Here is a 21,287-nt window from a genome sequence, read left to right as displayed (position 1 = left end):
GAGCCGTCATTCCGGGGCGCGTCGAAGACGCGGACCCGGAATCTCAAGGTTCCAGGTTCGATGCTTCGCATCGCCCCGGAACGACACTGCGCTTAAAGCGATGGATGGCCCGGTCAAGCCCGGCCATGACGGAAGCCGTGGTTCACACGCAAACGTGCGATCTCACGCACCTGGCGTGATCAATCCTTCCCAGTCCCGAACAGCGTCGCAAACTGCTTCTCGCCGGTGCGGGTGAAGTTCACCACGCGGCTGCCGGGCGTGGCGTCGCGCGCGGCCCATTTCAGCTCGGCGAAACGCTGCATCATGGCGGCGCCCAGCGTGCCAGCAAGATGATGGCGCCGCTCGCTCCAGTCCAGGCAGGCCTTGCACACCGGACGGCGCGGATGAGTGAGCATGTCGGGCGAGATCTGCAAATGCTTTGCGAGAAAGCGCTCGCCCTCGGCCGTCAGCTCGATGTCCTGCTTCTTCTGCCTGACCAGGTTTCGCGTGCGTAGACTGTCGAGCATCTGCACGCCGAGATCGCCGGCGAGGTGGTCGTAGCAGATCCGCGCGCGCCGCAGCGCCGGATCCTTCGGCCCGGTGCGCACGCGCATGTGGCCGGTGCGCGCGGCAAGTCCCGCAAGGCCTTCAAGCACGCCGGCGACGTCATCGTCGGTGAGGCGGTAGTAGCGGTGGCGACCCTGCTTCTCTGGCTCGATCAGCCCGCCGGCCTCGAGCTTGGCCAGATGCGAGCTCGCGGTCTGCGGCGTGATGCCGGCCTCCTGTGCGAGGTCGCTCGCCGTCAGTGCACGGCCGTTCATCAGCGCGGTGAGCATGTTGGCGCGGGCGGGGTCGCCGACCAGCGAGGCAATCATGGCGATGTCAGGACCTGATTTCATGCTTCGATGGTAGCCGAAGCATTGCGGTGGAGCAAGGACGTAGTCTGTCCCTGCGAACACGTCATTGCGAGCGAAGCGAAGCAATCCAGTTGCTTCAGCGGCGACGGTGTTGCTCGCGCTTGCCGCAATGAAAAATCAGGGAGCCAACCATGTCCGTCACCGTCTTCATCCGCTACCAGCTCGATCCCTTCAAGCGCGCGCAGTTCGAGGAATACTCGAAGCGCTGGCTCACCATCATCCCGAAATGCGGCGGCGACCTGATCGGCTATTTCATGCCGCATGAGGGCACCAACAACATCGCGTTTGCGCTAATCACGTTCGAGAGTCTGGCCGCCTATGAGGCCTATCGCGCCCGGCTGCGGCAGGACGCAGACGGCATGGCCAATTTCCATTTCGCCGAGGAGAACCAATTCATCCTCGCGGAAGAGCGCACCTTCCTGCGCAAGGTGGTATTGTAGACCGCCAACGCAAAGGAGACGCCCATGATTGCCGTGATTTTCGAAGTCTGGCCCAAGCCGGAACATCGCCAGGACTACTTCGACCTCGCGGCCGACCTGAAGCCGATCCTGCAAACCATCGATGGCTTTATCTCGGTCGAGCGCTTTGAAAGCCTGACCGAGAAGGGCAAGATCCTGTCGGTGTCGTTCTGGCGGGACGAGGCGGCGGTACAGGCATGGCGGAACACGATGGAGCACCGGCGCACGCAGGCGAAGGGCAGGGCAAAGATCTTTGCCGATTATCACCTGCGCATCGCCAGCGTCATCCGCGACTACGGCATGAATGATCGCGAGCAGGCGCCGAAGGACAGCCGCGCCGTGCACGACGCGCACTAGCTTTTGCGGGCGCGCACTGGCGCTGCCCAGTGCGCGCGCTTATCTCTGCGCGGCCAACAAGGGAGAGAAACATGCATGTGACAACCGCTGACAAGCGCGCGACGTTCAAGACGATGCACGAGAGCGGCTGCTTCATCCTGCCCAATCCGGTCGACGTCGGCAGCGCCAAGGCGTTGCAGCATCTCGGGTTCAAGGCACTGGCCTCATCGAGCGCGGGCTTTGCCTGGACCATCGGCAAGGCCGACAACCACGTTACGGTCGATGACGTCTGTCAGCATCTGGCAGCATTGTGCTCGGCCGTCGACATCCCCGTGAATGCGGATTTCGAGGGCGGCTTTGCCGTCGAGCCGGACAAGGTGGCGGACAATGTCGAGCGCGGTGTGCGCACCGGCGTCGCCGGCCTCTCGATCGAGGACTCCACCGGCGACAAGGACAAGCCGCTCTACGAGCGCGCGCTGGCGGTCGAGCGCATCAAGGCCTCGCGCAAGGCGATCGGCGACAGCGGAACGCTGCTGGTCGGTCGCTGCGAGGCGTATTTGTGGGGCGTGACCGACCTCAAGCTCGTCATCGACCGGCTTACCGCTTACGCCGACGCGGGAGCCGACTGCCTCTACGCGCCGGGCCTGAAGACGCGCGAGGACATCGCCGCGGTGGTGAAGGCTGTCGCCCCAAAGCCGTTCAACCTGCTGATCGGCGCGTCCGGCCTGTCCTTGCAGGAGGCCGCTGATCTCGGCGTGCGCCGCATCAGCGTCGGCGGCTCGCTCGCCCGCGCCGCCTGGGGCGGCTTCATGCGCGCCGCGAAGGAGATGGCGGAGAAGGGGACCTTTACCGAGCTCGGCACCGGCTATTCCGGCGGCGAACTCAACAAGATATTCAGCTAAACGAAAAGCGGCGGGATGTGAGGTCCCGCCGCTCTCTCATCCTCTCGGTGTCATGCCCCGCGCAAGCGGGGCATCCGGTACGCCGCGACTTCTCGATTCAATCGCTGCCGCTGGTGGAATACTGGGCCGCCCGGTCAAGCCGGGCGACGACAGTTGTTGTCGTTACTTCGCGCCCTCGGACGGGGCGGCCGGATCAGGCGCCGCCGGCTTGCTCGGGGCAGCACCCGTGGTCACGCCGGGTCCCGTGTTGTTGCGCGGCGTCACATCGCGCATGCCGGGAGGCGCGGCCGGATTCGCAGGCGGAGCCTGCTGGGCGGTCTGCGTTGCCGGCGTGTTGCTGGCCTGGTTGCCGGTGCTCGTGTTGTTCAGTCCGTAGAACACGGCACCCAGTACCAAGGCGATCGCCACTGCGAACAAGGCTACCTTGCCGCTGGAGGCGGGGCCTTCGCCAAGCTCGGGATCGACCTGAAGCTCGGCATCCCGTCGCGCCGCACGGACATACTCATCATCGGCGAGATTCGGGCGATACGGATCGTTGGGAAAACGGTCGTCAGCCATCGATTTTGTCTCCTCGATTATTGCGGCTGGACAACCCCTAGATGCGAGATTCTGTTCCGCCCTCCCTAGTGCTTTCGTCGCATGTTGCCCTTGCGCGAGGAATCGGGAACCTGTTCATTTTGGAACCGTGCGCGTCGGTTCCATCGATGGGGAAGGGAACAAGCGATGTGGAGCGTGCCGCCGAGCGATAGCGTGCTGCATCTGTTGTCGCTGGTCGCGGTCGCAGCGCAAGGCATGACCGCCGCGCTCGCGGCCGGCCGCCGGAGCATGGACTGGCTCGGCGTCTGCTTCCTCGGCTGTATCACCGCGCTCGGCGGCGGCACCTTGCGCGATCTCTTCCTCGGGCACTATCCGCTGGCCTGGGTCGCTCATCCCATCTACCTCGCGCTGGCCGGCGGCGCTGCCTTCCTCACCATCCTGATCGCGCAGCTCGTGCATCGGCTGAAGGTGGCCTTCATCGTGCTTGATGCCATCGGCCTCGTGGTCTTCACCATGGCCGGCTGCGACATCGCCTGGCAGACGGGTGCCACGCTGCCGATCGTCATCGTCTCCGGCATGGTGACCGGCTGCGCGGGCGGGGTGCTGCGCGATGTGCTCTGCAACGACGTGCCGCTGCTGTTCCGCTCCGAGCTCTACGCGACCGTTTCGGTGGCGACCGGCCTGTTCTACGCCACCGCGTTCGGCTTGAAACTCAACGCGGAGCTCTGGACGATCTTGACGTTTGTCCTCGGCGTCAGCTTCCGCCTGCTCGCGGTGCGCTACAAATGGGAGATGCCGAAATTCGTGTTCACGGAAGGCGAGGAGCGGTAGGGCTTACTTCGCCTTTCGTAGAGTTTGAGCGCTATCGCATCCACGGCGTCATGGCCGGGCCTGTTGTTTAGTCCGGAGACATGGCTGACACCTGTTCGGACACATCACTGACAGGTTGGCCATTGGTCAAGTCGATCGATGCGACCTGCCAGCTGGCGAAGAAGATTCCGTAGTGGCCGTCACGAACCAGTGGCCGGATGGCAAGGCGTTCGCGGGCGAAGGCCTGGGGAACTTTCCAGAAGCGTCCCTTGAAGGAGATGTAGGGTCTTGTCGATGAGACCCTGCGCACGATCTCGCCGCTGTCGTATTCGACGTTCGGAACGCGGGCCGGCATGGGGCGAGCACTTGGCCGGAAGCGATCGGCAGGGACCTGCATATCGAGGCCTTGGTGAGGCCGCTCCAGATTGTAGACCGGCCGCCAGGCGTCGAAGGCGCGCTGGACTTCCGGGAGAGTTCGGAAGCGGCGCATTGCAAACACCTCGGCCTTCAGGGTGCGATGGAAGCGCTCGTTCTTGCCGCGGGCCTGTGGGTGGCATGGCCTGGCGTGCACCACCCTGACGCCAAGCTTGAGCAGCCACACCTTCAGTCCGGTCCAACGAATGCCGGACGTATCGCCCCAGGGTGAGCCATTGTCGGTGTAGAAGGCCTCTGGCAGGCCATAGCAGCGGAACGTCGTCGACAGGTGATTCTGCACGGTGAGACGCTGCTCGTCGGCACATGCCTTCAGGCACAGCACGTAGCGCGAGTGATCGTCGACGATGGTCAGCGGATGGCATCGTGTCCCGTCGGCCAGCGGCAGGTGGCCCTTGAAGTCCATCTGCCACAGCAGATTGGGAGCTTCCTTCTCGAACCGGTGGCCCGGATTGGGCGGCGCATTCTCACTCGGTTTGACCCGGCCGTTCCGACACAGGATCTGGTGCACCGTTGATGGCACAGGCACCGTCTGCCCGCCCCGCTTCAGGCAATGGGCAATCTTCCGTGCTCCCCAAGCCGGATGCTTGTCGCGTACAGCCAGGACTTCTACTTCGACCGCAGCCTCACTCCGCTTGGGCATCGCATGCGGGCGCCGGGAGCGGTCGGCCAGCTCCCGATCGCCGGCCTGCCAGCGCGCCAGCCACTTGTAGCCGACGTCAGGACTGATGTTGAACCGACGGCACAGTTCGCGCCGGTTGGCGCCCTCCTGCAAAGCCAGCCGCACAAACTCGTGACGCTGATCCATCACTGACACCTCGCTCCAAGGCATGGACGGCCTCCCGAATCGGACCAATCCAGCCAATGTTGATGTGTCAGCTATGTCTCCGAACACCCGTCAGTGATCTGTCCGGGCTAAACACCTGTCCCGGCCATCCACGACCTTTGCCACCGCACGAAAGAACGCGGATGCCCGGGACAAGCCCGGGCATGACGACCTCTGGTGAATACTGAGGAGCGTGAACTACTGCTCCTTCCGCGCCTTCGCCACCTGCGCCGTGGTCACCAGCGGCGCGGCGTTGCCCCAGGAATTGCGGATGTAGTTCGTCACTGCGGCGATCTCTTCGTCGGACAATTGCTTGGCATAGCCCGGCATCTCGCCGCTGTTGGGCGCGCGTGGCGTCGTCACGGTGTGGGCGCCGTCGAGGATGATGCGCAAGCTGGAGGACGGATTGACCGATTGCAGAAGCGCGTTGCCGGGCAGCGGCGGATAGATGCGCGGCGCGCCGGAGCCGTCGGCTTCATGGCAGGCGATGCAGAGTTTTGCGTAGACGGCCTGGCCGGCCTTCATCTCGGCCTCGTCGGGCGGCGTCACGATCGTCTCGCGCCGCGACGGCGGCAGGCTCTTCAGATATTCCGCGATGGCGCGCACATCGGCATCGCTGATCTTCGAGGTCGAGCCGACGACCACCTCGGCCATCAGCCCGCCGGCATGGCTTTTGACGTTTCGCCCGCTTTGCAGATATTCGGTGATGTCTTCGACGCTCCATGACTTCAGCCCGGTGCGCGCGGCGCCATCGAGCCTTGGTGCGTACCAGCCGCCGACCTCGTTGCCCGACAGCGCCTGCGCAGTTTTGTCCGCGCCGAAGTAGTTCTTCGGCGTGTGGCAGGCGCCGCAATGGCCGAGCCCGGTGACGAGATAGCCGCCCCTGTTCCACGCCGCGCTCTGGCTCTGGTCCGGCTCGAACAGGCCGGGCTTGAAATACATGGCGTTCCAGACCCGCATCAGGCGGCGATAACCGAACGGCCAGCGCAGCTCCGGCGGCTTGTTGCGGCTCGCCACGGGCGCCAGCGTTCCGAGATAGGCCCGGATCGCCAGCGTGTCGTCCTTCGTCACCTTCGTGAAATAGGGATAGGGGAAGGCCGGGTAATAGTTCGAGCCGTCGGGCGCGATGCCGGTGCGCACCGCGCGGGTGAAATCGGCGTCGGTCCAGGCGCCGATCCCGGTGTCACGATCCGGCGTCAGGTTCGGCGCGTAGATCGCGCCGAAGGGCGTATCGATGCGCTTTCCGCCTGCGAATGGCTTTGCCGGATCGGCGGTGTGGCAGCCCGCGCAGTCGCCGGCTTCGACCAGCGCCTTGCCATAGGCGATCAGCTCCGGCGATGGTTCGGCGGCGCGGGCCGCGCTCGCAACTGCACTGCACAATGCGACAACAGCCAGAATCATTCGCATCGAAAGCTTCCCCTGCGACCAATCGCCCGGATAGGAGCCTCACGTCGTTTCGCGTCGGTGGGGGTATGGTGACACAAATTGAAAATGCGCGATGCCTTTGCAGCCACGAAATTGCGATTATTACCCGGCGCTTCCTTTGGTCCAGATTTGTGATGCGGAGCGTTAAATATCCGACATAGAGTGGCGGAGTTGGTCGGCGCGCCCTAGCTAAAAACAACGGGCAGGCAACGGCTTAAGTGGCCAAACGCTCAAACGGGCGGAAGAGGACAAGAATGGGTATCAACCAGGGTCCGATCAGTCTCGACCAGAAATACACCCAGGAAACCGGACACGTCTTCACCACGGGCATCCAGGCCCTGGTCCGGTTGCCGATGGCCCAGATCCGGCGCGACCGCGCCAACGGCCTCAACACCGCGGGCTTCATCTCCGGCTATCGCGGCTCGCCGCTCGGCGGCTATGACCAGCAGCTCTTCGCGGCGCGAAAGCATCTCGAGCAGTACAACATCAAGTTCCAGCCCGGCGTGAACGAGGATTTGGCGGCGACCGCGGTGTGGGGCTCGCAGCAGCTCAACCTCTCGCCCGGCGCCAAATATGATGGCGTCGTCGGCATCTGGTACGGCAAGGGCCCCGGCGTCGATCGCTGCGGCGACGTGTTCCGCCACGGCAATGCCGCCGGCTCGGCCAAGAACGGCGGTGTGCTGTGTCTGGCCGGCGACGACCACGGTGCAAAATCCTCCACTGTTCCGCATCAGTCCGACCACGCCTTCATGTCGGCGCTGATGCCGTATCTCTATCCCTCCAGCATCCACGAAATGATCGAGATGGGCCTGCTCGGCATCGCGATGTCGCGCTATTCGGGCTGCTGGGTCGGCATGAAGGTGATCACGGAGACGGTGGAGACCACCGCCGAGATCGACCTCACCGACGAGATGAAGCCGTTCATCATCCCGCCCGATTTCGAGCTGCCGCCCGGTGGCCTCAATCTGCGCTGGCCTGACGACCGCTTCGAGCAGGACCGCCGCCTCCAGGACTACAAGGGCTTTGCCGCGATCGCCTTTGCGCGCGCCAACAAGGTCAACCGCGTCACTATGGATTCGCCGAACGCCCGTTTCGGCATCATGGCGTCGGGCAAGAGCTACGAGGACGTCCGCCAGGCGCTGCGCGAGCTCGGGATCACCGAGGAGGTCGCCGCCAAGATCGGGCTTCGCCTCTACAAGATCGGCATGCCCTGGCCGCTGGAGCCGGAAGGCGTACGCCAGTTTGCGGTCGGCCTCGAAGAGATCTTCATCATCGAGGAACGGCGCGAGATCGTCGAGAACCAGGTCAAGCAGGAGCTGTTCAACTGGCGCGACGACGTCCGCCCGCGCATCGTCGGCAAGATGGACGAGCACGACAAACGCTTCCTGACCTTCGCCGCCGAGCTCAGCGTCGCCTCGCTTGCGACCTCGATCACCGAGCGGCTTCTCCGCCTCAATCTCAACCCCGAGATCGCGGAGATGCTCCGCGCCAAGGCCGACTGGTTCAACGGCCGCCAGGCCACGCAAATGCAGGCGACGGCGCCTGTCTCTCGCGTACCGTATTTCTGCTCCGGCTGTCCCCACAACACGTCCACCAAGGTCCCCGAAGGCAGCCGCGCGCTCGCCGGCATCGGCTGCCACTTCATGGCGCTGTGGATGGATCGCTCGACCGAGACGTTCACTCATATGGGCGGCGAGGGCGTGCCGTGGGTCGGCATCGCGCCCTTCACCAACGAGAACCACATCTTCGCCAATCTCGGCGACGGCACCTACTTCCACTCCGGCCTTCTCGCCATCCGGCAGGCGGTCGCCTCCAAGACCAACATCACCTACAAGATCCTTTATAACGACGCGGTGGCCATGACCGGCGGCCAGCGCCATGACGGCGATCTCTCGCCGCAGCAGATCACGTTCCAGCTCCACGCCGAAGGCATCCGCGAGATCTACCTGGTCTCGGAGGCGCCCGACACCTATCCTGCCGACACGATCGCGCCCGGCGTGAAGCTGTATCACCGCGACGAACTCGACAACGTCATGAAGATGTGCCGCGAGTACAAGGGCACCTCGGCGATCGTCTTCGTGCAGACCTGCGCGGCCGAAAAGCGACGCCGCCGCAAGCGCGGCCTGATGGAGGATCCGGCGCGCCGCGTCATGATCAACCCGGCGGTCTGCGAAGGCTGCGGCGACTGCTCGGTGCAGTCGAACTGCATCTCTGTCGAGCCCTTGGAGACCGAGTTCGGCCGCAAGCGCGCCATCAACCAGTCGTCCTGCAACAAGGACTATTCCTGCGTGAAGGGCTTCTGCCCGTCCTTCGTCACCGTCGACGGCGGCAAGCCGCGCCATCGTGCGCCGGCCGATCTCGGTGACATCGGCGAGCTGCCGGAGCCCACGTCTCGGCCGACGGTGGACAAGCCCTATAACATCGCAGTCGGCGGTGTCGGCGGCACCGGTGTCCTCACGATCGGTGCGCTGCTCGGCATGGCCGCTCATATCGAGGGCAAGGCCTCGATGATCCTCGACATGTCGGGCCTGGCGCAGAAGGGCGGGGCGGTGCTCAGCCACGTCCGCCTGTCCGATCATCCGGCCGAGGTGACCTGCTCGCGCATCGTCACTGGTACGGCAGATCTCGTGCTCGCCGCCGACGAGGTGGTCGCGGTCGCCAAGGACACGATCTCGCTCTGCGACACCAGCCGCACGCGCGGCATCATCAACAGCCACGTCATTCCCACCGCCGACTTCGTCCTCAACCGCGACTTCAACTTCCAGACCCGCAAGTTGAACGGGCTGCTGGAAACGGCCCTGCACAAGGACTCGGTGTTCTTCGATTTCACCAAGCCGGCCGAGCAGCTGCTCGGCGACAGCATCGCCACCAACATGATGATGATGGGCTACGCCTATCAGAAAGGCCTGTTCCCGCTGTCGGCTGAATCGATCGAGCAGGCGATCGAGGTCAACGGCGTCGCGATCAAGATGAACAAGGAGGCCTTCCGCCTCGGCCGCCTCGCGGTCGCCGATCCCCAGCGCCTCGCCGACATGCTGAAGGGGACGGACGAGGTGGTTGCGCCGAAGACGCTGGATGCAATGACGCTGGATGAGGTCGTCGCGCATCGCGCCAAGCACCTGACCGCCTACCAGAGCGGCCGCCTCGCAAAACGCTATCGCAAGCTGGTCGATCAGGTTCGCGAAGCCGCCAAGCAGGGCGGTTATGACGATGCGCTGCCGCGCGCGGTCGCGGTGAACTATGCCAAGCTTCTGGCCTACAAGGACGAATACGAAGTTGCGCGCCTCTACACCGACGGCGCCTTCGAGCAGCAGCTCCGCGACCAGTTCGAGGGCGACTTCAAGTTCAACTTCAACCTTGCCCCGCCGATCCTCAGCAGTGGTGTCGACGCGCTGGGACGCCCGAAGAAGCGCGCCTTCGGCCCGTGGATGCTGAAGGTCTTCCGCGTGCTGGCGAAATTCAAGTTCCTGCGCGGCACGCCGCTCGACATCTTCGGCCACAGCGCCGACCGCAAGCTCGAGCGCGATCTGATCGTGGGCTACGAGAAGGACGTCGCCACCGTGCTCGGCCTGCTCTCGCCGGTCACCGTCGACACCGCCGTCGAGCTCTTGTCACTGCCCGATCGCATCCGCGGCTACGGCCCGGTCAAGGAGAAGGCCGTCGCGGACGCGAAAGCCCGCTACGCCCAGCTCGCGGCCGACCTCGCGAGCCCGCCGCCGGCGCCGAGGCAGATCGCGGCGGAGTAGGGCGGTCTCGTAGGGTGGGCAAAGGCGCGAAGCGCCGTGCCCACCATCTCACCAAGTTGCACCGCAAGAGGTGGGCACGCTTCGCTTTGCCCACCCTACGATTTCGTCTTTGAAATCAACCACCGTCCTACTGTGCATGGGGTTGTTTTCGCAAAAAAGAAAATCGCTTGTGCCGTCGGGCAAAACACCTTTAGGACTCTGGCCGTCATTGCGAGCGCAGCGAAGCAATCCAGAAATGCCTCCGCGGATAGACTCTGGATTGCTTCGCTGCGCTCGCAATGACGACGCGGTGGCAGAGTGGCCTTCCCGCCGCACTTCGAGATTGCGGTAGCCGGGAATTGCGCCAACGCGCTGCCCTCTCGCCCGACGGAATATTTCCGCGCTTGCCAAGCTGGCCCCCGCGGTTCAGAAAAACGGAGCAAGAAGAAACGCGAGCGCGGAGACCTGACGTTTTGACCATCAAGGGCAAGGCCTACATTGCCGGGATCTACGAACACCCGACCCGGCATGCGCCGGACAAATCCACCGCCCAGCTCCATGCCGAGGTCGCCAAGGGCGCGATCGAGGATGCCGGGATCAGCAAGGACGACGTCGACGGCTATTTCTGCGCGGGCGACGCCCCCGGCGGCGCATGGCCGATGGTCGATTATCTCGGCCTGAACACCAAAAAACTCCGCCACGTCGATTCCACCGAGACCGGCGGCTGTTCCTACATCATCCATCTCGGCCACGCCGCTGAAGCCATCGCGGCCGGCAAGTGCTCGATCGCGCTGATCACGCTCGCGGGCAAACCGCGCACCGGTGTGATGCCGCCGCGCGCAGCCGGCGCGGAAGCCGATTTCGAGTCCGCTTACGGTGCGACCACGCACAATGCCTATGGCATGTGTGCCATGCGCCACATGCACGACTATGGCACCACCAGCGAGCAGCTCGCCTGGATCAAGGTCGCGGCCTCGCATCACGCGCAATACAATCCGCATGCAATGCTCAAGGATGTCGTCACCGTCGAGGACGTCCTGAACTCGCCGATGATCTCCGATCCGCTGCATCGCATGGATTGCTGCGTCGTCTCCGACGGCGGCGGCGCGCTGATTGTCACGACGCCCGAGATCGCCAAGAGCCTGAAGAAGCCGCTGGTCAAGCTGATCGGCCATGGCGAGGCGATGAAGGGTCCGCGCGGCGGCAAGGATCTCGACCTCACGTACTCCGCCGGAATCTGGTCCGGCCCGCGCGCGTTCGAGGAAGCCGGCATCACGCCGAAGGACATCAAATACGCCTCGATCTATGACAGCTTCACCATCACGGTGCTGATGCAGCTCGAGGACCTCGGCTTCTGCAAGAAGGGCGAGGGCGGCAAGTTCGTCGCCGACGGCAATCTGATCTCGGGCGTCGGCAAGCTGCCGTTCAACACCGACGGCGGCGGCCTCTGCAGCAACCATCCCGTCAATCGCGGCGGCATGACCAAGATCATCGAGGCCGTCAGGCAGTTGCGCGGCGAGGCGCATCCGAAGGTGCAGGTCAAGAATTGCGATCTCGCCATCGCCCACGGCACCGGCGGCCTTCTGGGCGTTCGCCACGCCGCTTCGACGGCCATTCTGGAGCGCGTGTGATGGTAGATGCAAAAAAGTATCCGGCACCGGTCACGAACCCCGAGACCGCGGCGTTCTGGGACGCGGCCAAGCAGGGCAAGTTCATGATCAAGCGCTGCACCGCGTGCGGCGAAGCGCATTACTTTCCGCGCTCGATTTGCCCGTTCTGCTATTCGGACAAGACGGTGTGGGAGGAGAGTTCGGGTGAGGCCACGATCTACACCTGGAGCCTGATGCGCAAATCGCCGACCGGCCCCTATGCCATCGCCTATGTCACGCTGAAGGAAGGGCCGTCGCTTCAGACCAACATCGTCGACTGCGATCTCGAGAAGCTCAAGATCGGCCAAAAGGTGAAGGTGGTGTTCAAGCCGACCGATGGCGCACCATTGCCGTTCTTCACGCCGGCGTAATTTCTTCCCTCCCCCCTTGTGGGGGAAGGTGGCATAGGCCGCCTCCGGCGGCCGTCCTTAAGAGACGCCGAAGCGAAGCTTCGGCTACGGCGCCGGATGAGGGGTATCGCTCCGCAGAGGGACTCTCTGTGCGGAAGCAACCCCTCACCCAAATGAGTTTGCCGCACGGCTCTCGCGGCCCTCTCCCACAAGGGGAGAGGGCACATTAACGAGCGCCGCTACTCGCGGAGAGACCGGGAGCAAACCAGAAAAATGTCCGCCAGATACGAAGAACTCAAAGGCCTCAAAAATCTCGGCCAGAAATACGCCTATGGCGATCGCGAAGTCATGCTCTACGCCTACGGGATCGGCCTCGGCGCCGATCCGATGGACGAGAAGGAGCTCGCCTTCGTCAATGAGGGCACGCTGACGCCGCGGCCGCTCAAGGTGGTGCCGACGTTTGCGTCCGTCGCGGCGTGGGGCTCTGGGCCGGGCGAAATGAATCTCAACCGTGTCATGGTGGTCGATGGCGAGCGCGACATCACCTTCCACCAGCCGCTGCCGGTCGCCGCGAACATCACCGCCGATTCCTCCGTGGTCGAGGTCTACGACAAGGGCAAGGACAAGGGCGTCGTCATCAGCCACCAGACCGTGCTCAAGAACGAGAAGGGCGAGAAGCTTGCTACTCTCGTTGCCTCGCGCTTCGCCCGTGGCGACGGCGGCTTTGGCGGGCCGAACCTGACCCAGCCCGATCCGCACAAGATACCCACGCGGAGCCCCGACAGGACCATCGACATCGTCACGCGCCCCGACCAGGCGCTGGTCTATCGCCTCTGCGGCGACCGCAACCCGCTGCACAGCGATCCCGAGTTCGCCAAGAAGGCCGGCTTCCCGCGCCCGATCCTGCACGGCATGTGCACCTACGGCATCACCTGCCGCGGCGTACTGCAGACTTATGCCGAGTACGACGCGTCGGCCTTCCGTCAGCACGTCGCGCGGTTCTCCTCGCCGGTTTATCCCGGCGAGACCGTGACCATGGACCTCTGGAAGGACGGCGACGTGATCTCGTTCGAGGCCAAGGTGAAGTCGCGCGGCGTCACGGTGATCAAGAACGGCAAGACGGTGCTGGGTTAGGACGGTCTAGTACCCACTTTTCTTGGAACGTGAGTCGTGATTCAAGGTCGGGATGATACCCGAAGCAAGAGAAGTCCACCTTTCGAGGAAAGATCGCAAGGTGCTTGAGGCGTGCTGTCGCTCACCGGTGACGTTGCAGCGCGATTTGAAGCGGGCGCGGATAGTTCTGTTGGCGGCGGATGGGCGCAGCACCCGGTCGATCGCCAAGGAAGTTGGGGTCCAGCCGCGGATTGTCAGCCTTTGGCGGCATCGCTATGCCGACCATGGCCTTGAAGGGCTGCAAGACAAGCCGCGGCCTGGCAAGCAGCCGATCTATACGAAGACGACCGACAAGCGGATTCTGAAGCTGCTGGATAAGCCGCCACCGCAAGGGTTTGCGCGCTGGACCGGCCCCCTGCTGGCCGAGGCGCTGGGCGATGTCGATGTCCAATATGTCTGGCGGTTCCTGCGCAGCCACAAGATTGACCTGGTGGCTCGCAAGTCCTGGTGCGAGAGCAACGACCCGAACTTTACGGCCAAAGCCGCCGATGTTGTCGGCCTCTATGTCGCGCCGCCGGCGAAGGCCATTGTGCTGTGCGTGGACGAGAAGCCCTCGATCCAGGCTTTGGAGCGAGCGCAGGGTTATCTGAAGTTGCCCAATGGCCGCGCCTTGACCGGCCAAAGCCACGATTACAAGCGGCATGGCACCACAACATTGTTTGCGGCGCTCGAAGTCGCCACCGGAAAGATCATCGCGACCCATTCAAAACGCCGGCGCCGCGTCGAGTTTCTCGATTTCATGAACAGCGTCACCGCGGCTTTTCCGAACCGCAAGCTTCACGTCATCCTCGACAACCTCAACACCCATAAAAAGAACGAGGACTGGCTCAAGGCCCACCCCAACGTGCAATTTCATTTCACGCCGACAAGTGCGTCATGGCTCAATCAGGTCGAAGTATGGTTTTCCATCTTGCAGGGGCAGTCGCTCAGCGGCACCTCCTTCACGAGCCTCAAGCAGCTTCAGGAACACATCGATGCCTACGTCAACGCATACAACGACAGAGCCGAACCCTTCGTCTGGACCAAGAAAAAGGTCCGTCAACGCCGTTTCAAGGGCCGCCGTATCACTCAGCTCTGATTCCGGGTACTAGTGCCCCGGACGCAGCGCAGCGCTTCTTCAGCGGTGCGCTGCAGAGCCGGGGCCCAGAGCGTGCCTAAGAGAGAACGCCTCCCGGCTCTGCGACGCAGCGTTGCACGCTGCATCGCGTCCGGGACACAAGAGAACAATAATTAGCAGGGAGAGGCCACCATGGGACTACTCGACGGCAAGGTTGCGCTGATCACCGGCGCGGGCGGGGGGCTTGGTGAGGCCTACGCAAAACTGTTCGCGCGGGAAGGGGCCTCGGTCGTCGTCAACGATCTCGGCGGGCCCCGTGACGGCTCCGGCGCCGACAAGTCGATGGCGCAGCTCGTGGCGGACGCGATCAAGGCCGAGGGCGGCAAGGCGGTCGCCAACGGCGCCGACATCTCCACCATGGAGGGCGGCCAGTCGGTGTTCGACGACGCCATCAAGCATTTCGGCCGCGCCGATATCCTCGTCAACAATGCCGGCATTTTGCGCGACCAGACCTTTTCCAAGGCGTCCGAGTCCGACTGGGACAATGTGATCAAGGTGCACCTCAAAGGCACCTTTTGTTGCACCATGCCGGTGTTTCGCTGGATGCGGGAAAACGGCGGCGGCGTCATCGTCAACACCTCCTCGACCTCGGGCCTGATCGGTAATTTCGGCCAGACCAATTACGGCGCGGCCAAGGGCGGCATCTGGGGCCTGTCCAACGTGCTGGCGATCGAGGGCCGGAAGTACAACATCCGGATCTGGACACTGGCCCCGGGCGCGCTGACCCGCATGACCGCAGACCTGCCCCGCTATAAGGAGAACCCCGGCGCGGCGCTGGGGCCGGACGGCATCGCGCCGGCCGTGCTATACATGGTCAGCGACTTGTCGGGCGACCAGACCGGCAAGGTGCTGGGCGTGTCCGGGCCCCGCGGCGTGCGCGAAATGCGGATGATGGAAATGGACGGCTGGAAACCGCCGCACTCGGGCTGGAAGGCCCAGGATATCGCCGATCACGCCAAGGAGATCTTCTTCTCCGAGGAGCAGATCAAGATGGGGGCGCGACGGTTTTAGCCAAAACTGTCATTCCGGGACGCGACGACGTCGCGATCCCGGAAAGACGATAGCCGATAGGATTGAGAGACCCAATGAAACTGACCGCCGACGCCAAGGGCACCTTCGCAATCGCGCCGACACCGTTCCACGATGACGGCCGGATCGACGAGCGCTCGATCGACCGCCTGACCGATTTCTACGAGGAGGTCGGCTGCGACGGCGTCACGGTGCTGGGCATCCTCGGCGAGGCGCCGAAGCTCGATGCCGCGGAGGCCGAGCAGGTGGCGGTGCGCTTCGTCAAGCGCGCCAAGAAGATGCAGGTGATCGTCGGCGTCTCCGCGCCGGGCTTTGCCACCATGCGCTCGCTGGCGAAGGCCTCGATGGATGCCGGCGCGGCCGGCGTGATGATCGCGCCGCCGCCGTCGCTCCGTACCGACGACCAGATCGTCGGCTACTATAAGCAGGCGGCCGAGGCGATCGGGCCCGATGTGCCCTGGGTGCTGCAGGATTATCCGCTGACGCTCTCGGTGATCTTCACCCCTGCGGTGATCCGCAAGATCGTCACCGACAATCCGAATTGCGTGATGCTCAAGCACGAGGACTGGCCGGGTTTGGAAAAGATCTCGACGCTGCGCAGCTTCCAGAAGGACGGCTCGCTCCGTCCGCTCTCGATCCTCTGCGGCAATGGCGGACTCTTTTTGGACTTCGAGATGGAGCGCGGCGCCGACGGCGCCATGACCGGCTACGCTTTCCCGGAGCTCCTGATCGACGTCGTGCGCCTCTCGAAGGAGGGCAAGCGTGACGCTGCGCATGATCTGTTCGACGCGCATCTGCCGCTGATCCGCTACGAGCAGCAGCCAGGCGCAGGTCTGGCGGTGCGCAAGCACGTGCTGCAGAAGCGCGGCATCATCTCTTCCAGCGCCCAGCGCAAGCCGGGCGCGACCATCACGCCGGCGGCGAAGGCGGAGGTCGATTACCTCCTGTCGCGCGTCGCCCGCGTCGACAAGCGCGCCAATCTTGGCCCGCAATCCAGCGCCGCAGGTTAGTTGAATGCCCGAGACATCAGCATCACGCCCGGCTTCGACCATCCTTCTGCTCCGTGACGGCGCAAAGGAAATCGAAGTCTTCATGATGGTCCGCCATCATCAGATCGAGTTCAACTCGGGCGCGCTGGTGTTTCCCGGCGGCAGTGTCGATGCCGGCGACAACGAGATCGTCGCCCGTGCTGACCTCTATTCGGGCGGCGAGGGCCTGAGTGAATCGGATCGCGGTTTTCGGATCGCCGCGATCCGCGAGACCTTTGAGGAGAGCGGCATCCTGCTGGCGCGGGCGAAGGGCGCGGGCACGCCGATCGATGCCAAGCGCGCCGGCGAGATCGCCGACAAGCATCGCGTCGCCCTCAACGAGCACAAGATCAGCTTCCTGAGCATCTTGGCCGACAACGGCCTCCAGCTCGCGCTTGATACGCTCGTGCCCTACGCGCATTGGATCACGCCGGAGGGCATGCCGAAGCGGTTCGACACCTGGTTCTTCCTCGCGGCCGCACCGCCCGATCAGCTCGGCGCCCATGACGGCCGGGAGTCCACCGACTCGATCTGGGTGTCGCCGCGAGAGGCGGTGGAGGGCGGCGAGAGCGGCCGCTTCAAGCTGCCGTTCCCGACCACGCGCAACCTGATCCGCCTCGCCAAGCAGGGCAGCGTGGGCGCCGCGCTGGAGCACGCCCGCGGCATGTCGGTCGTCACGGTGATGCCGGTCATGACCAAGACCGAAACCGGCCGCCAGCTCCGCATTCCCCGCGAAGCCGGCTATGACGGCGAGGTGTTCGAGGTCGGGGCGGTCGGCTAGGATACTTCGATACCAAACGAAGTATTGGCGGCCACGGACGCGCTAGATTCCGTCCATCGCGAATGGACGGGACGTGCAAAATGGATCAGGGACGGGACCCCAACATCGCCGTCGAGCTGGCGCTGCTGGTCGCGCTCGCAACGCTCTGGGGCGGCTCCTACACCTTCATCAAGCTCGGCGTCGCCACCATTCCGCCGATCACGCTGATCGCGGCGCGCACCACGATCGCCGGGCTGCTGCTGCTCGTCGTCATGTGGGCACGCGGCATCAGGATGCCCATGGATGCCGCGACCTGGCAGCGCTTCGCGTTCCAGGCCGTACTCAACAGCGTCATCCCCTGGACGCTGATCGCCTGGGGCGAGCGTCATGTCGACGCGTCGCTCGCGACCATCCTCAACTCGGCCGGGCCGATCTTCACCTTCCTGCTCACGGCCGTCGTCACGCGCCACGAGGTGACGACGCCGCGAAAACTGTTCGGCGTGGTCGCCGGCATGGCTGGCATCCTGCTGATCGTCGGCGTCGACGCCTTCCACGACGTCGGCAGTGGCCTCGTCGCGGAGGCCGCCATCGTCGCCGCCACCATCTGCTACGCCTGCGCCGCGATCTTCGGCCGCAGCTTTAAAGGTCTCGATCCGATGGCACCGGCCGCGGGCTCGCTGCTGGCGGGCGCGGCGGCGCTGATCCCGGCCTCGCTGATCGTCGAACAGCCCTGGACGCTGTCGCCCTCGTTGAGTTCCGTGCTGGCGCTGCTCGCGCTGGCGACCTTCTCGACTGCGGCGGCGTTCGCGATCTATTTCCGCCTGATCCAGACGCTGGGCTCGGTCGGCACCACCGCACAGGCGTATCTGCGCGTGCCCATCGGGGTCGCCATCAGCGTCGCCTTCCTCGGCGAAACCCTGAGCCGGACCGCCTGGATCGGGCTTGCCTGCGTCGTCCTCGGCGTCGCCGCCATGACGATCCCGGCCCGGCGGCCGGCCAGCGTTAAAACGTCATAATCAGGTGGGGAGAAGGGCGGCGGACTCGCGATATTAAGGATATTCGGCAGCGCGAGGCATGTTCCCCCGGGGCCGCAAACCATCGTATATTGGGCCTCCAATAGCCCGGTCCTCAAAAGCCCCAATGTCCGCCGAATTGACGCCGACCCCTGAGAAAAAGCGAACATTCTCGCTCTCCATCGGCCAGCTCACCTTCGGCAGCTTCCTCCTGGTGCTGGCGGTGATCATCGTCACCTCGACCGCGAGCGTGATCGCGATCCGGCACATCGATACGACCTTCGCTGAGTTGCAGCGGCTCCAGAGCGTCGGCGACCTCGCCGAGGACATCGACCGCCGCATGAACGAGCTGCGGCTTGCGGCGCGCGATTTCGTCACCGATCCCGGCGCCGGCACCCAGTTCAAGCAGGTCGGCGAGGCGGCCTCGACACTGAACGACATCCTGAGGAAGACCCGCATCGAGCTCGCGCCCGAGCAGCAGGACATGATCGACGGGGTCACGGAGCGCCTTGCGACCTATCGCAATGGCCTCGAGCGGATCTCGACCCTGATCGACCGCCGCGCCCAGCTGCTCGCCGGCCTGCCGCCGCTGCGCGACCGGTTCGACGTGGCCGTCGGAGCCGCGGCGGACCGCGAGCTCGCCTCCCGCCTGTCGGAATCGCAGAGCCGGATCGCACTCGGGCTGCTCGCGCGCAACCCGTCCGCCGCCGAGCAGGCCGCACAGGGGATGCGGGCGATGGACATCGCGGACGCCAGGCTGAAGACGGCCGTGAACGACTATGCCGAGGCCATCATCGCGGTGGCGGTCCGGGAGCGGCAGATCGCCGATATCGACCGGGAGGTGCTGGGCACCGAGGGCCGCCTGATCGGCCGCGTCACGGAACTGCTGCGCGAGGTCAGCGCCCGGCGCGGTCACGTGCTGTCGCGCGATTTCGCCCGTACGCTGACTGAGGCACGGTGGCAGAGCATCGTGTTCGGCACCATCGGCGTCTTGATCGGCATTCTTGCGGCGGGCTTCGTGGTGCGGCGGACCGTCCGGCCGCTTGCGAAGATCGCGAGATCCATCCGCGCGCTCGCAGCGGGCGAGAAGGACACCTCGATCCCGTCGGCCGACCTCGACAACGAGATCGGCGACATCGCGCGCGCGGCCGAAGTGTTCCGCCGCGCGCTGGAGGAGGCCGACACGGCGCGCGAGGCGGCGGTGCGGGCGCTCACCGAGCAGCGCCTTGCCGAAGAGAGCTACCGCAAGCTGTTCGAGGGCTCGGTCGACGGCATCTACGTCACGACGCCGGCCGGCGATCTCCTCAACGCCAATCCGGCGCTGGCGCGGATGATGGGCTATGACAGCCCGCAGCAGCTCATCGACAGCATCAACGACATCGCCCACACCATCTACGTCCACCCCGAGGCGCGCGCCGAATACCAGCGGCTGATGGCGCGCGACGGCATCGTGCGCGAGTTCGAGTACCAGGTGCGCCAGCGCAGCGGCAACATCCTGTGGCTTTCCGACAGCGCCACGGGCGTGCAGGACGAGGCGGGCAACATCGTCCGCTACGAGGGCACGCTGCGCGACATCACCGACCAGAAGCGGGCGGAAGACGCCATCGCCGAAGGACGGCGCCTGCTCCAGCAAGTCATCGACACCGTGCCCGCGGTCATCAACGTCAAGGACCGCGAGCTGCGCTACGTGCTGATGAACCGCTACATGGCCGGCATCTTCGGCATCGAGCCCGCCGATGCGCTCGGCCGCACCACCGCGGATCTGATGTCGCGCTACGGCGCAGCCAAGACCGACGAGAACGACAAGCGGGTGCTCAGGCTTCGAAAAGGTCTCGGCTTCTACGAAGAGGAGTACAAGGACGCCTCCGGCAACATGCGGCAATGGCTGGTCAACAAGTTGCCGCTGCTCGATGCCGACGGCGAGATCGAGCGGATCGTCACCGTGGCGCTCGACATCGGCGAGCGCAAGCGCGGCGAGCAGGAGATGCGCAAAGCCAAGGAATCTGCCGAGACCGCGTTGCGAAACCTGCGCGAGACCCAGGCCTCGCTGATCGAGGCGGAGAAGCTCGCCGCGCTCGGACGGCTCGTCGCCGGCGTCGCCCACGAGGTCAACAATCCCGTCGGTATCAGCCTCACGGTCGCATCCGCGCTGGAGCGCAAGACCGCGATGTTCACCTCCGAAGTCGAGCGCGGCGAGCTCCGTCGCTCCACGCTCAACGACTTCCTCAACACCAGCCGCGATGCGTCCTCGCAGCTCGTCTCGAATCTGAACCGCGCGGCCGAGCTGATCCAGTCGTTCAAGCAGGTCGCGGCCGACCGCAACTACTCGGACCAGCGCAGCTTCGATCTCGGCGACCTCACCGAGCAGGTGGTGATGAGCCTGCGGCCCGGCTTGCGCAAACACAATCTGACGCTCAACGTCGAGTGCCAGCCGAGCCTGACCATGAACAGCTATCCCGGCCCATATGGCCAGGTGCTGACCAATCTGTTTCTCAATTCGGTGGCGCACGCTTTCCCGGACGGCCGGCCGGGGATCATCGACATCCAGGTGCGCGAGTCCGGCAAGGACAATGTCGAGATCATCTTCTCGGACAATGGCTGCGGCATGTCGCTCGACGTCCGCCGCCGTGCCTTCGATCCATTCTTCACGACGCGGCGCGACCAGGGCGGCACCGGCCTCGGACTGCACATCGTCTACAGCATCGTGACGAACCGCCTCGGCGGGCGGCTCGATCTCGATTCCGAGCCGGGCGAGGGGACGCGCATCCAGATCATCCTGCCGCGCACCGCGCCGCTCGAGCAGGCTGCGGAATAGTCCCGC

The 21,287-nt window shown here is 64.7% G+C and carries 18 protein-coding genes; 14 read left to right on the top strand and 4 right to left on the bottom strand.

Annotated features, from left to right (window positions below; translation table 11 throughout):
* Nucleotides 1–179: 179 nt before the first annotated feature.
* Entirely contained in the window at nucleotides 180–878 is a 699-nt protein-coding gene (locus J4G43_RS32040) for a winged helix-turn-helix domain-containing protein (RefSeq protein WP_208087409.1), read from the bottom strand.
* A 149-nt stretch (nucleotides 879–1,027) separates the two neighbouring features.
* Between J4G43_RS32040 and J4G43_RS32035 the strand changes: the two genes are divergently transcribed.
* The 3 genes from J4G43_RS32035 to J4G43_RS32025 all read left to right on the top strand — a co-directional run bounded on the left by J4G43_RS32035 (nucleotide 1,028) and on the right by J4G43_RS32025 (nucleotide 2,592).
* Nucleotides 1,028–1,336 (top strand): NIPSNAP family protein, encoded by a 309-nt coding sequence (locus J4G43_RS32035; RefSeq protein ID WP_208087408.1) that lies wholly within the window; start codon nucleotides 1,028–1,030, stop codon nucleotides 1,334–1,336.
* A 24-nt stretch (nucleotides 1,337–1,360) separates the two neighbouring features.
* Nucleotides 1,361–1,711 carry an antibiotic biosynthesis monooxygenase family protein gene (locus tag J4G43_RS32030; RefSeq protein ID WP_028151163.1) on the top strand — a complete coding sequence of 117 codons (351 nt, stop codon included), beginning with the start codon at nucleotides 1,361–1,363 and terminating at the stop codon, nucleotides 1,709–1,711.
* 71 nt (nucleotides 1,712–1,782) lie between these two features.
* Entirely contained in the window at nucleotides 1,783–2,592 is an 810-nt protein-coding gene (locus J4G43_RS32025) for an isocitrate lyase/PEP mutase family protein (protein ID WP_208087407.1), read from the top strand.
* Nucleotides 2,593–2,754: 162 nt separating this feature from the next.
* On the opposite strand, the gene J4G43_RS32020 is transcribed toward J4G43_RS32025, so the two are convergent.
* Nucleotides 2,755–3,150: a hypothetical protein gene (locus tag J4G43_RS32020; protein ID WP_063982629.1), complete on the bottom strand. Its 396-nt coding sequence runs from the start codon at nucleotides 3,148–3,150 to the stop codon at nucleotides 2,755–2,757.
* A 165-nt stretch (nucleotides 3,151–3,315) separates the two neighbouring features.
* Between J4G43_RS32020 and J4G43_RS32015 the strand changes: the two genes are divergently transcribed.
* Nucleotides 3,316–3,960: a trimeric intracellular cation channel family protein gene (locus tag J4G43_RS32015; RefSeq protein WP_208087406.1), complete on the top strand. Its 645-nt coding sequence runs from the start codon at nucleotides 3,316–3,318 to the stop codon at nucleotides 3,958–3,960.
* Nucleotides 3,961–4,027: 67 nt separating this feature from the next.
* Here J4G43_RS32015 and J4G43_RS32010 read toward each other — a convergent pair whose 3' ends face one another.
* Entirely contained in the window at nucleotides 4,028–5,203 is a 1,176-nt protein-coding gene (locus tag J4G43_RS32010; protein ID WP_208083680.1) for an IS481 family transposase, read from the bottom strand.
* Nucleotides 5,204–5,395: 192 nt separating this feature from the next.
* Nucleotides 5,396–6,604: a c-type cytochrome gene (locus J4G43_RS32005; RefSeq protein ID WP_208087405.1), complete on the bottom strand. Its 1,209-nt coding sequence runs from the start codon at nucleotides 6,602–6,604 to the stop codon at nucleotides 5,396–5,398.
* A 272-nt stretch (nucleotides 6,605–6,876) separates the two neighbouring features.
* Here J4G43_RS32005 and J4G43_RS32000 point away from each other — a divergent pair, with 272 nt between their 5' ends.
* The 10 genes from J4G43_RS32000 to J4G43_RS31955 all read left to right on the top strand — a co-directional run bounded on the left by J4G43_RS32000 (nucleotide 6,877) and on the right by J4G43_RS31955 (nucleotide 21,281).
* Nucleotides 6,877–10,368 carry an indolepyruvate ferredoxin oxidoreductase family protein gene (locus tag J4G43_RS32000; RefSeq protein WP_208087404.1) on the top strand — a complete coding sequence of 1,164 codons (3,492 nt, stop codon included), beginning with the start codon at nucleotides 6,877–6,879 and terminating at the stop codon, nucleotides 10,366–10,368.
* Nucleotides 10,369–10,820: 452 nt separating this feature from the next.
* Nucleotides 10,821–11,978, top strand: a complete 1,158-nt coding sequence (locus J4G43_RS31995) for a thiolase family protein (RefSeq protein ID WP_039147548.1) — start codon at nucleotides 10,821–10,823, stop codon at nucleotides 11,976–11,978.
* The gene (locus tag J4G43_RS31990) at nucleotides 11,978–12,367 is read left to right on the top strand and encodes a Zn-ribbon domain-containing OB-fold protein (protein WP_208087403.1); all 390 of its coding nucleotides are present in this window, start codon (nucleotides 11,978–11,980) and stop codon (nucleotides 12,365–12,367) included. The genes J4G43_RS31995 and J4G43_RS31990 overlap by 1 nt, the downstream gene beginning before the upstream one ends.
* Before the next feature lie 252 nt (nucleotides 12,368–12,619).
* Nucleotides 12,620–13,480, top strand: coding sequence for a MaoC family dehydratase (locus J4G43_RS31985; protein WP_208087402.1), 861 nt, complete (start codon nucleotides 12,620–12,622; stop codon nucleotides 13,478–13,480).
* A 52-nt stretch (nucleotides 13,481–13,532) separates the two neighbouring features.
* On the top strand, nucleotides 13,533–14,597 hold the full coding sequence (locus tag J4G43_RS31980) for an IS630-like element ISRj1 family transposase (protein WP_026192128.1): 1,065 nt from the start codon (nucleotides 13,533–13,535) through the stop codon (nucleotides 14,595–14,597).
* 171 nt (nucleotides 14,598–14,768) lie between these two features.
* Nucleotides 14,769–15,647, top strand: coding sequence for an SDR family oxidoreductase (locus tag J4G43_RS31975; RefSeq protein WP_208087401.1), 879 nt, complete (start codon nucleotides 14,769–14,771; stop codon nucleotides 15,645–15,647).
* Between the two features lie 74 nt (nucleotides 15,648–15,721).
* Nucleotides 15,722–16,675, top strand: a complete 954-nt coding sequence (locus J4G43_RS31970; protein ID WP_063982634.1) for a dihydrodipicolinate synthase family protein — start codon at nucleotides 15,722–15,724, stop codon at nucleotides 16,673–16,675.
* A 4-nt stretch (nucleotides 16,676–16,679) separates the two neighbouring features.
* The gene (locus J4G43_RS31965) at nucleotides 16,680–17,474 is read left to right on the top strand and encodes an NUDIX hydrolase (protein WP_063982635.1); all 795 of its coding nucleotides are present in this window, start codon (nucleotides 16,680–16,682) and stop codon (nucleotides 17,472–17,474) included.
* Nucleotides 17,475–17,554: 80 nt separating this feature from the next.
* On the top strand, nucleotides 17,555–18,469 hold the full coding sequence (locus J4G43_RS31960) for a DMT family transporter (protein WP_208087400.1): 915 nt from the start codon (nucleotides 17,555–17,557) through the stop codon (nucleotides 18,467–18,469).
* Nucleotides 18,470–18,593: 124 nt separating this feature from the next.
* A complete protein-coding gene (locus tag J4G43_RS31955) occupies nucleotides 18,594–21,281 on the top strand; it encodes a PAS domain S-box protein (RefSeq protein ID WP_071912904.1) in 2,688 nt (895 codons plus the stop codon).
* The last annotated feature ends 6 nt before the right edge of the window (nucleotides 21,282–21,287 follow it).

Origin of the sequence: Bradyrhizobium barranii subsp. barranii (genome assembly GCF_017565645.3) — a bacterium.
GTDB lineage: Bacteria > Pseudomonadota > Alphaproteobacteria > Rhizobiales > Xanthobacteraceae > Bradyrhizobium > Bradyrhizobium barranii.
This window is presented reverse-complemented; position numbering and strand designations above follow the sequence as displayed.

Bases quoted from the DNA above. Each gene is read 5' to 3' on its own strand.
- J4G43_RS32040 (WP_208087409.1), bottom strand. From the start codon at position 878: ATGAAATCAGGTCCTGACATCGCCATGATTGCCTCGCTGGTCGGCGAC.
- J4G43_RS32035 (WP_208087408.1), top strand. From the start codon at position 1,028: ATGTCCGTCACCGTCTTCATCCGCTACCAGCTCGATCCCTTCAAGCGC.
- J4G43_RS32030 (WP_028151163.1), top strand. From the start codon at position 1,361: ATGATTGCCGTGATTTTCGAAGTCTGGCCCAAGCCGGAACATCGCCAG.
- J4G43_RS32025 (WP_208087407.1), top strand. From the start codon at position 1,783: ATGCATGTGACAACCGCTGACAAGCGCGCGACGTTCAAGACGATGCAC.
- J4G43_RS32020 (WP_063982629.1), bottom strand. From the start codon at position 3,150: ATGGCTGACGACCGTTTTCCCAACGATCCGTATCGCCCGAATCTCGCC.
- J4G43_RS32015 (WP_208087406.1), top strand. From the start codon at position 3,316: ATGTGGAGCGTGCCGCCGAGCGATAGCGTGCTGCATCTGTTGTCGCTG.
- J4G43_RS32010 (WP_208083680.1), bottom strand. From the start codon at position 5,203: ATGCCTTGGAGCGAGGTGTCAGTGATGGATCAGCGTCACGAGTTTGTG.
- J4G43_RS32005 (WP_208087405.1), bottom strand. From the start codon at position 6,604: ATGCGAATGATTCTGGCTGTTGTCGCATTGTGCAGTGCAGTTGCGAGC.
- J4G43_RS32000 (WP_208087404.1), top strand. From the start codon at position 6,877: ATGGGTATCAACCAGGGTCCGATCAGTCTCGACCAGAAATACACCCAG.
- J4G43_RS31990 (WP_208087403.1), top strand. From the start codon at position 11,978: ATGGTAGATGCAAAAAAGTATCCGGCACCGGTCACGAACCCCGAGACC.
- J4G43_RS31985 (WP_208087402.1), top strand. From the start codon at position 12,620: ATGTCCGCCAGATACGAAGAACTCAAAGGCCTCAAAAATCTCGGCCAG.
- J4G43_RS31980 (WP_026192128.1), top strand. From the start codon at position 13,533: ATGATACCCGAAGCAAGAGAAGTCCACCTTTCGAGGAAAGATCGCAAG.
- J4G43_RS31975 (WP_208087401.1), top strand. From the start codon at position 14,769: ATGGGACTACTCGACGGCAAGGTTGCGCTGATCACCGGCGCGGGCGGG.
- J4G43_RS31970 (WP_063982634.1), top strand. From the start codon at position 15,722: ATGAAACTGACCGCCGACGCCAAGGGCACCTTCGCAATCGCGCCGACA.
- J4G43_RS31965 (WP_063982635.1), top strand. From the start codon at position 16,680: ATGCCCGAGACATCAGCATCACGCCCGGCTTCGACCATCCTTCTGCTC.
- J4G43_RS31960 (WP_208087400.1), top strand. From the start codon at position 17,555: ATGGATCAGGGACGGGACCCCAACATCGCCGTCGAGCTGGCGCTGCTG.
- J4G43_RS31955 (WP_071912904.1), top strand. From the start codon at position 18,594: ATGTCCGCCGAATTGACGCCGACCCCTGAGAAAAAGCGAACATTCTCG.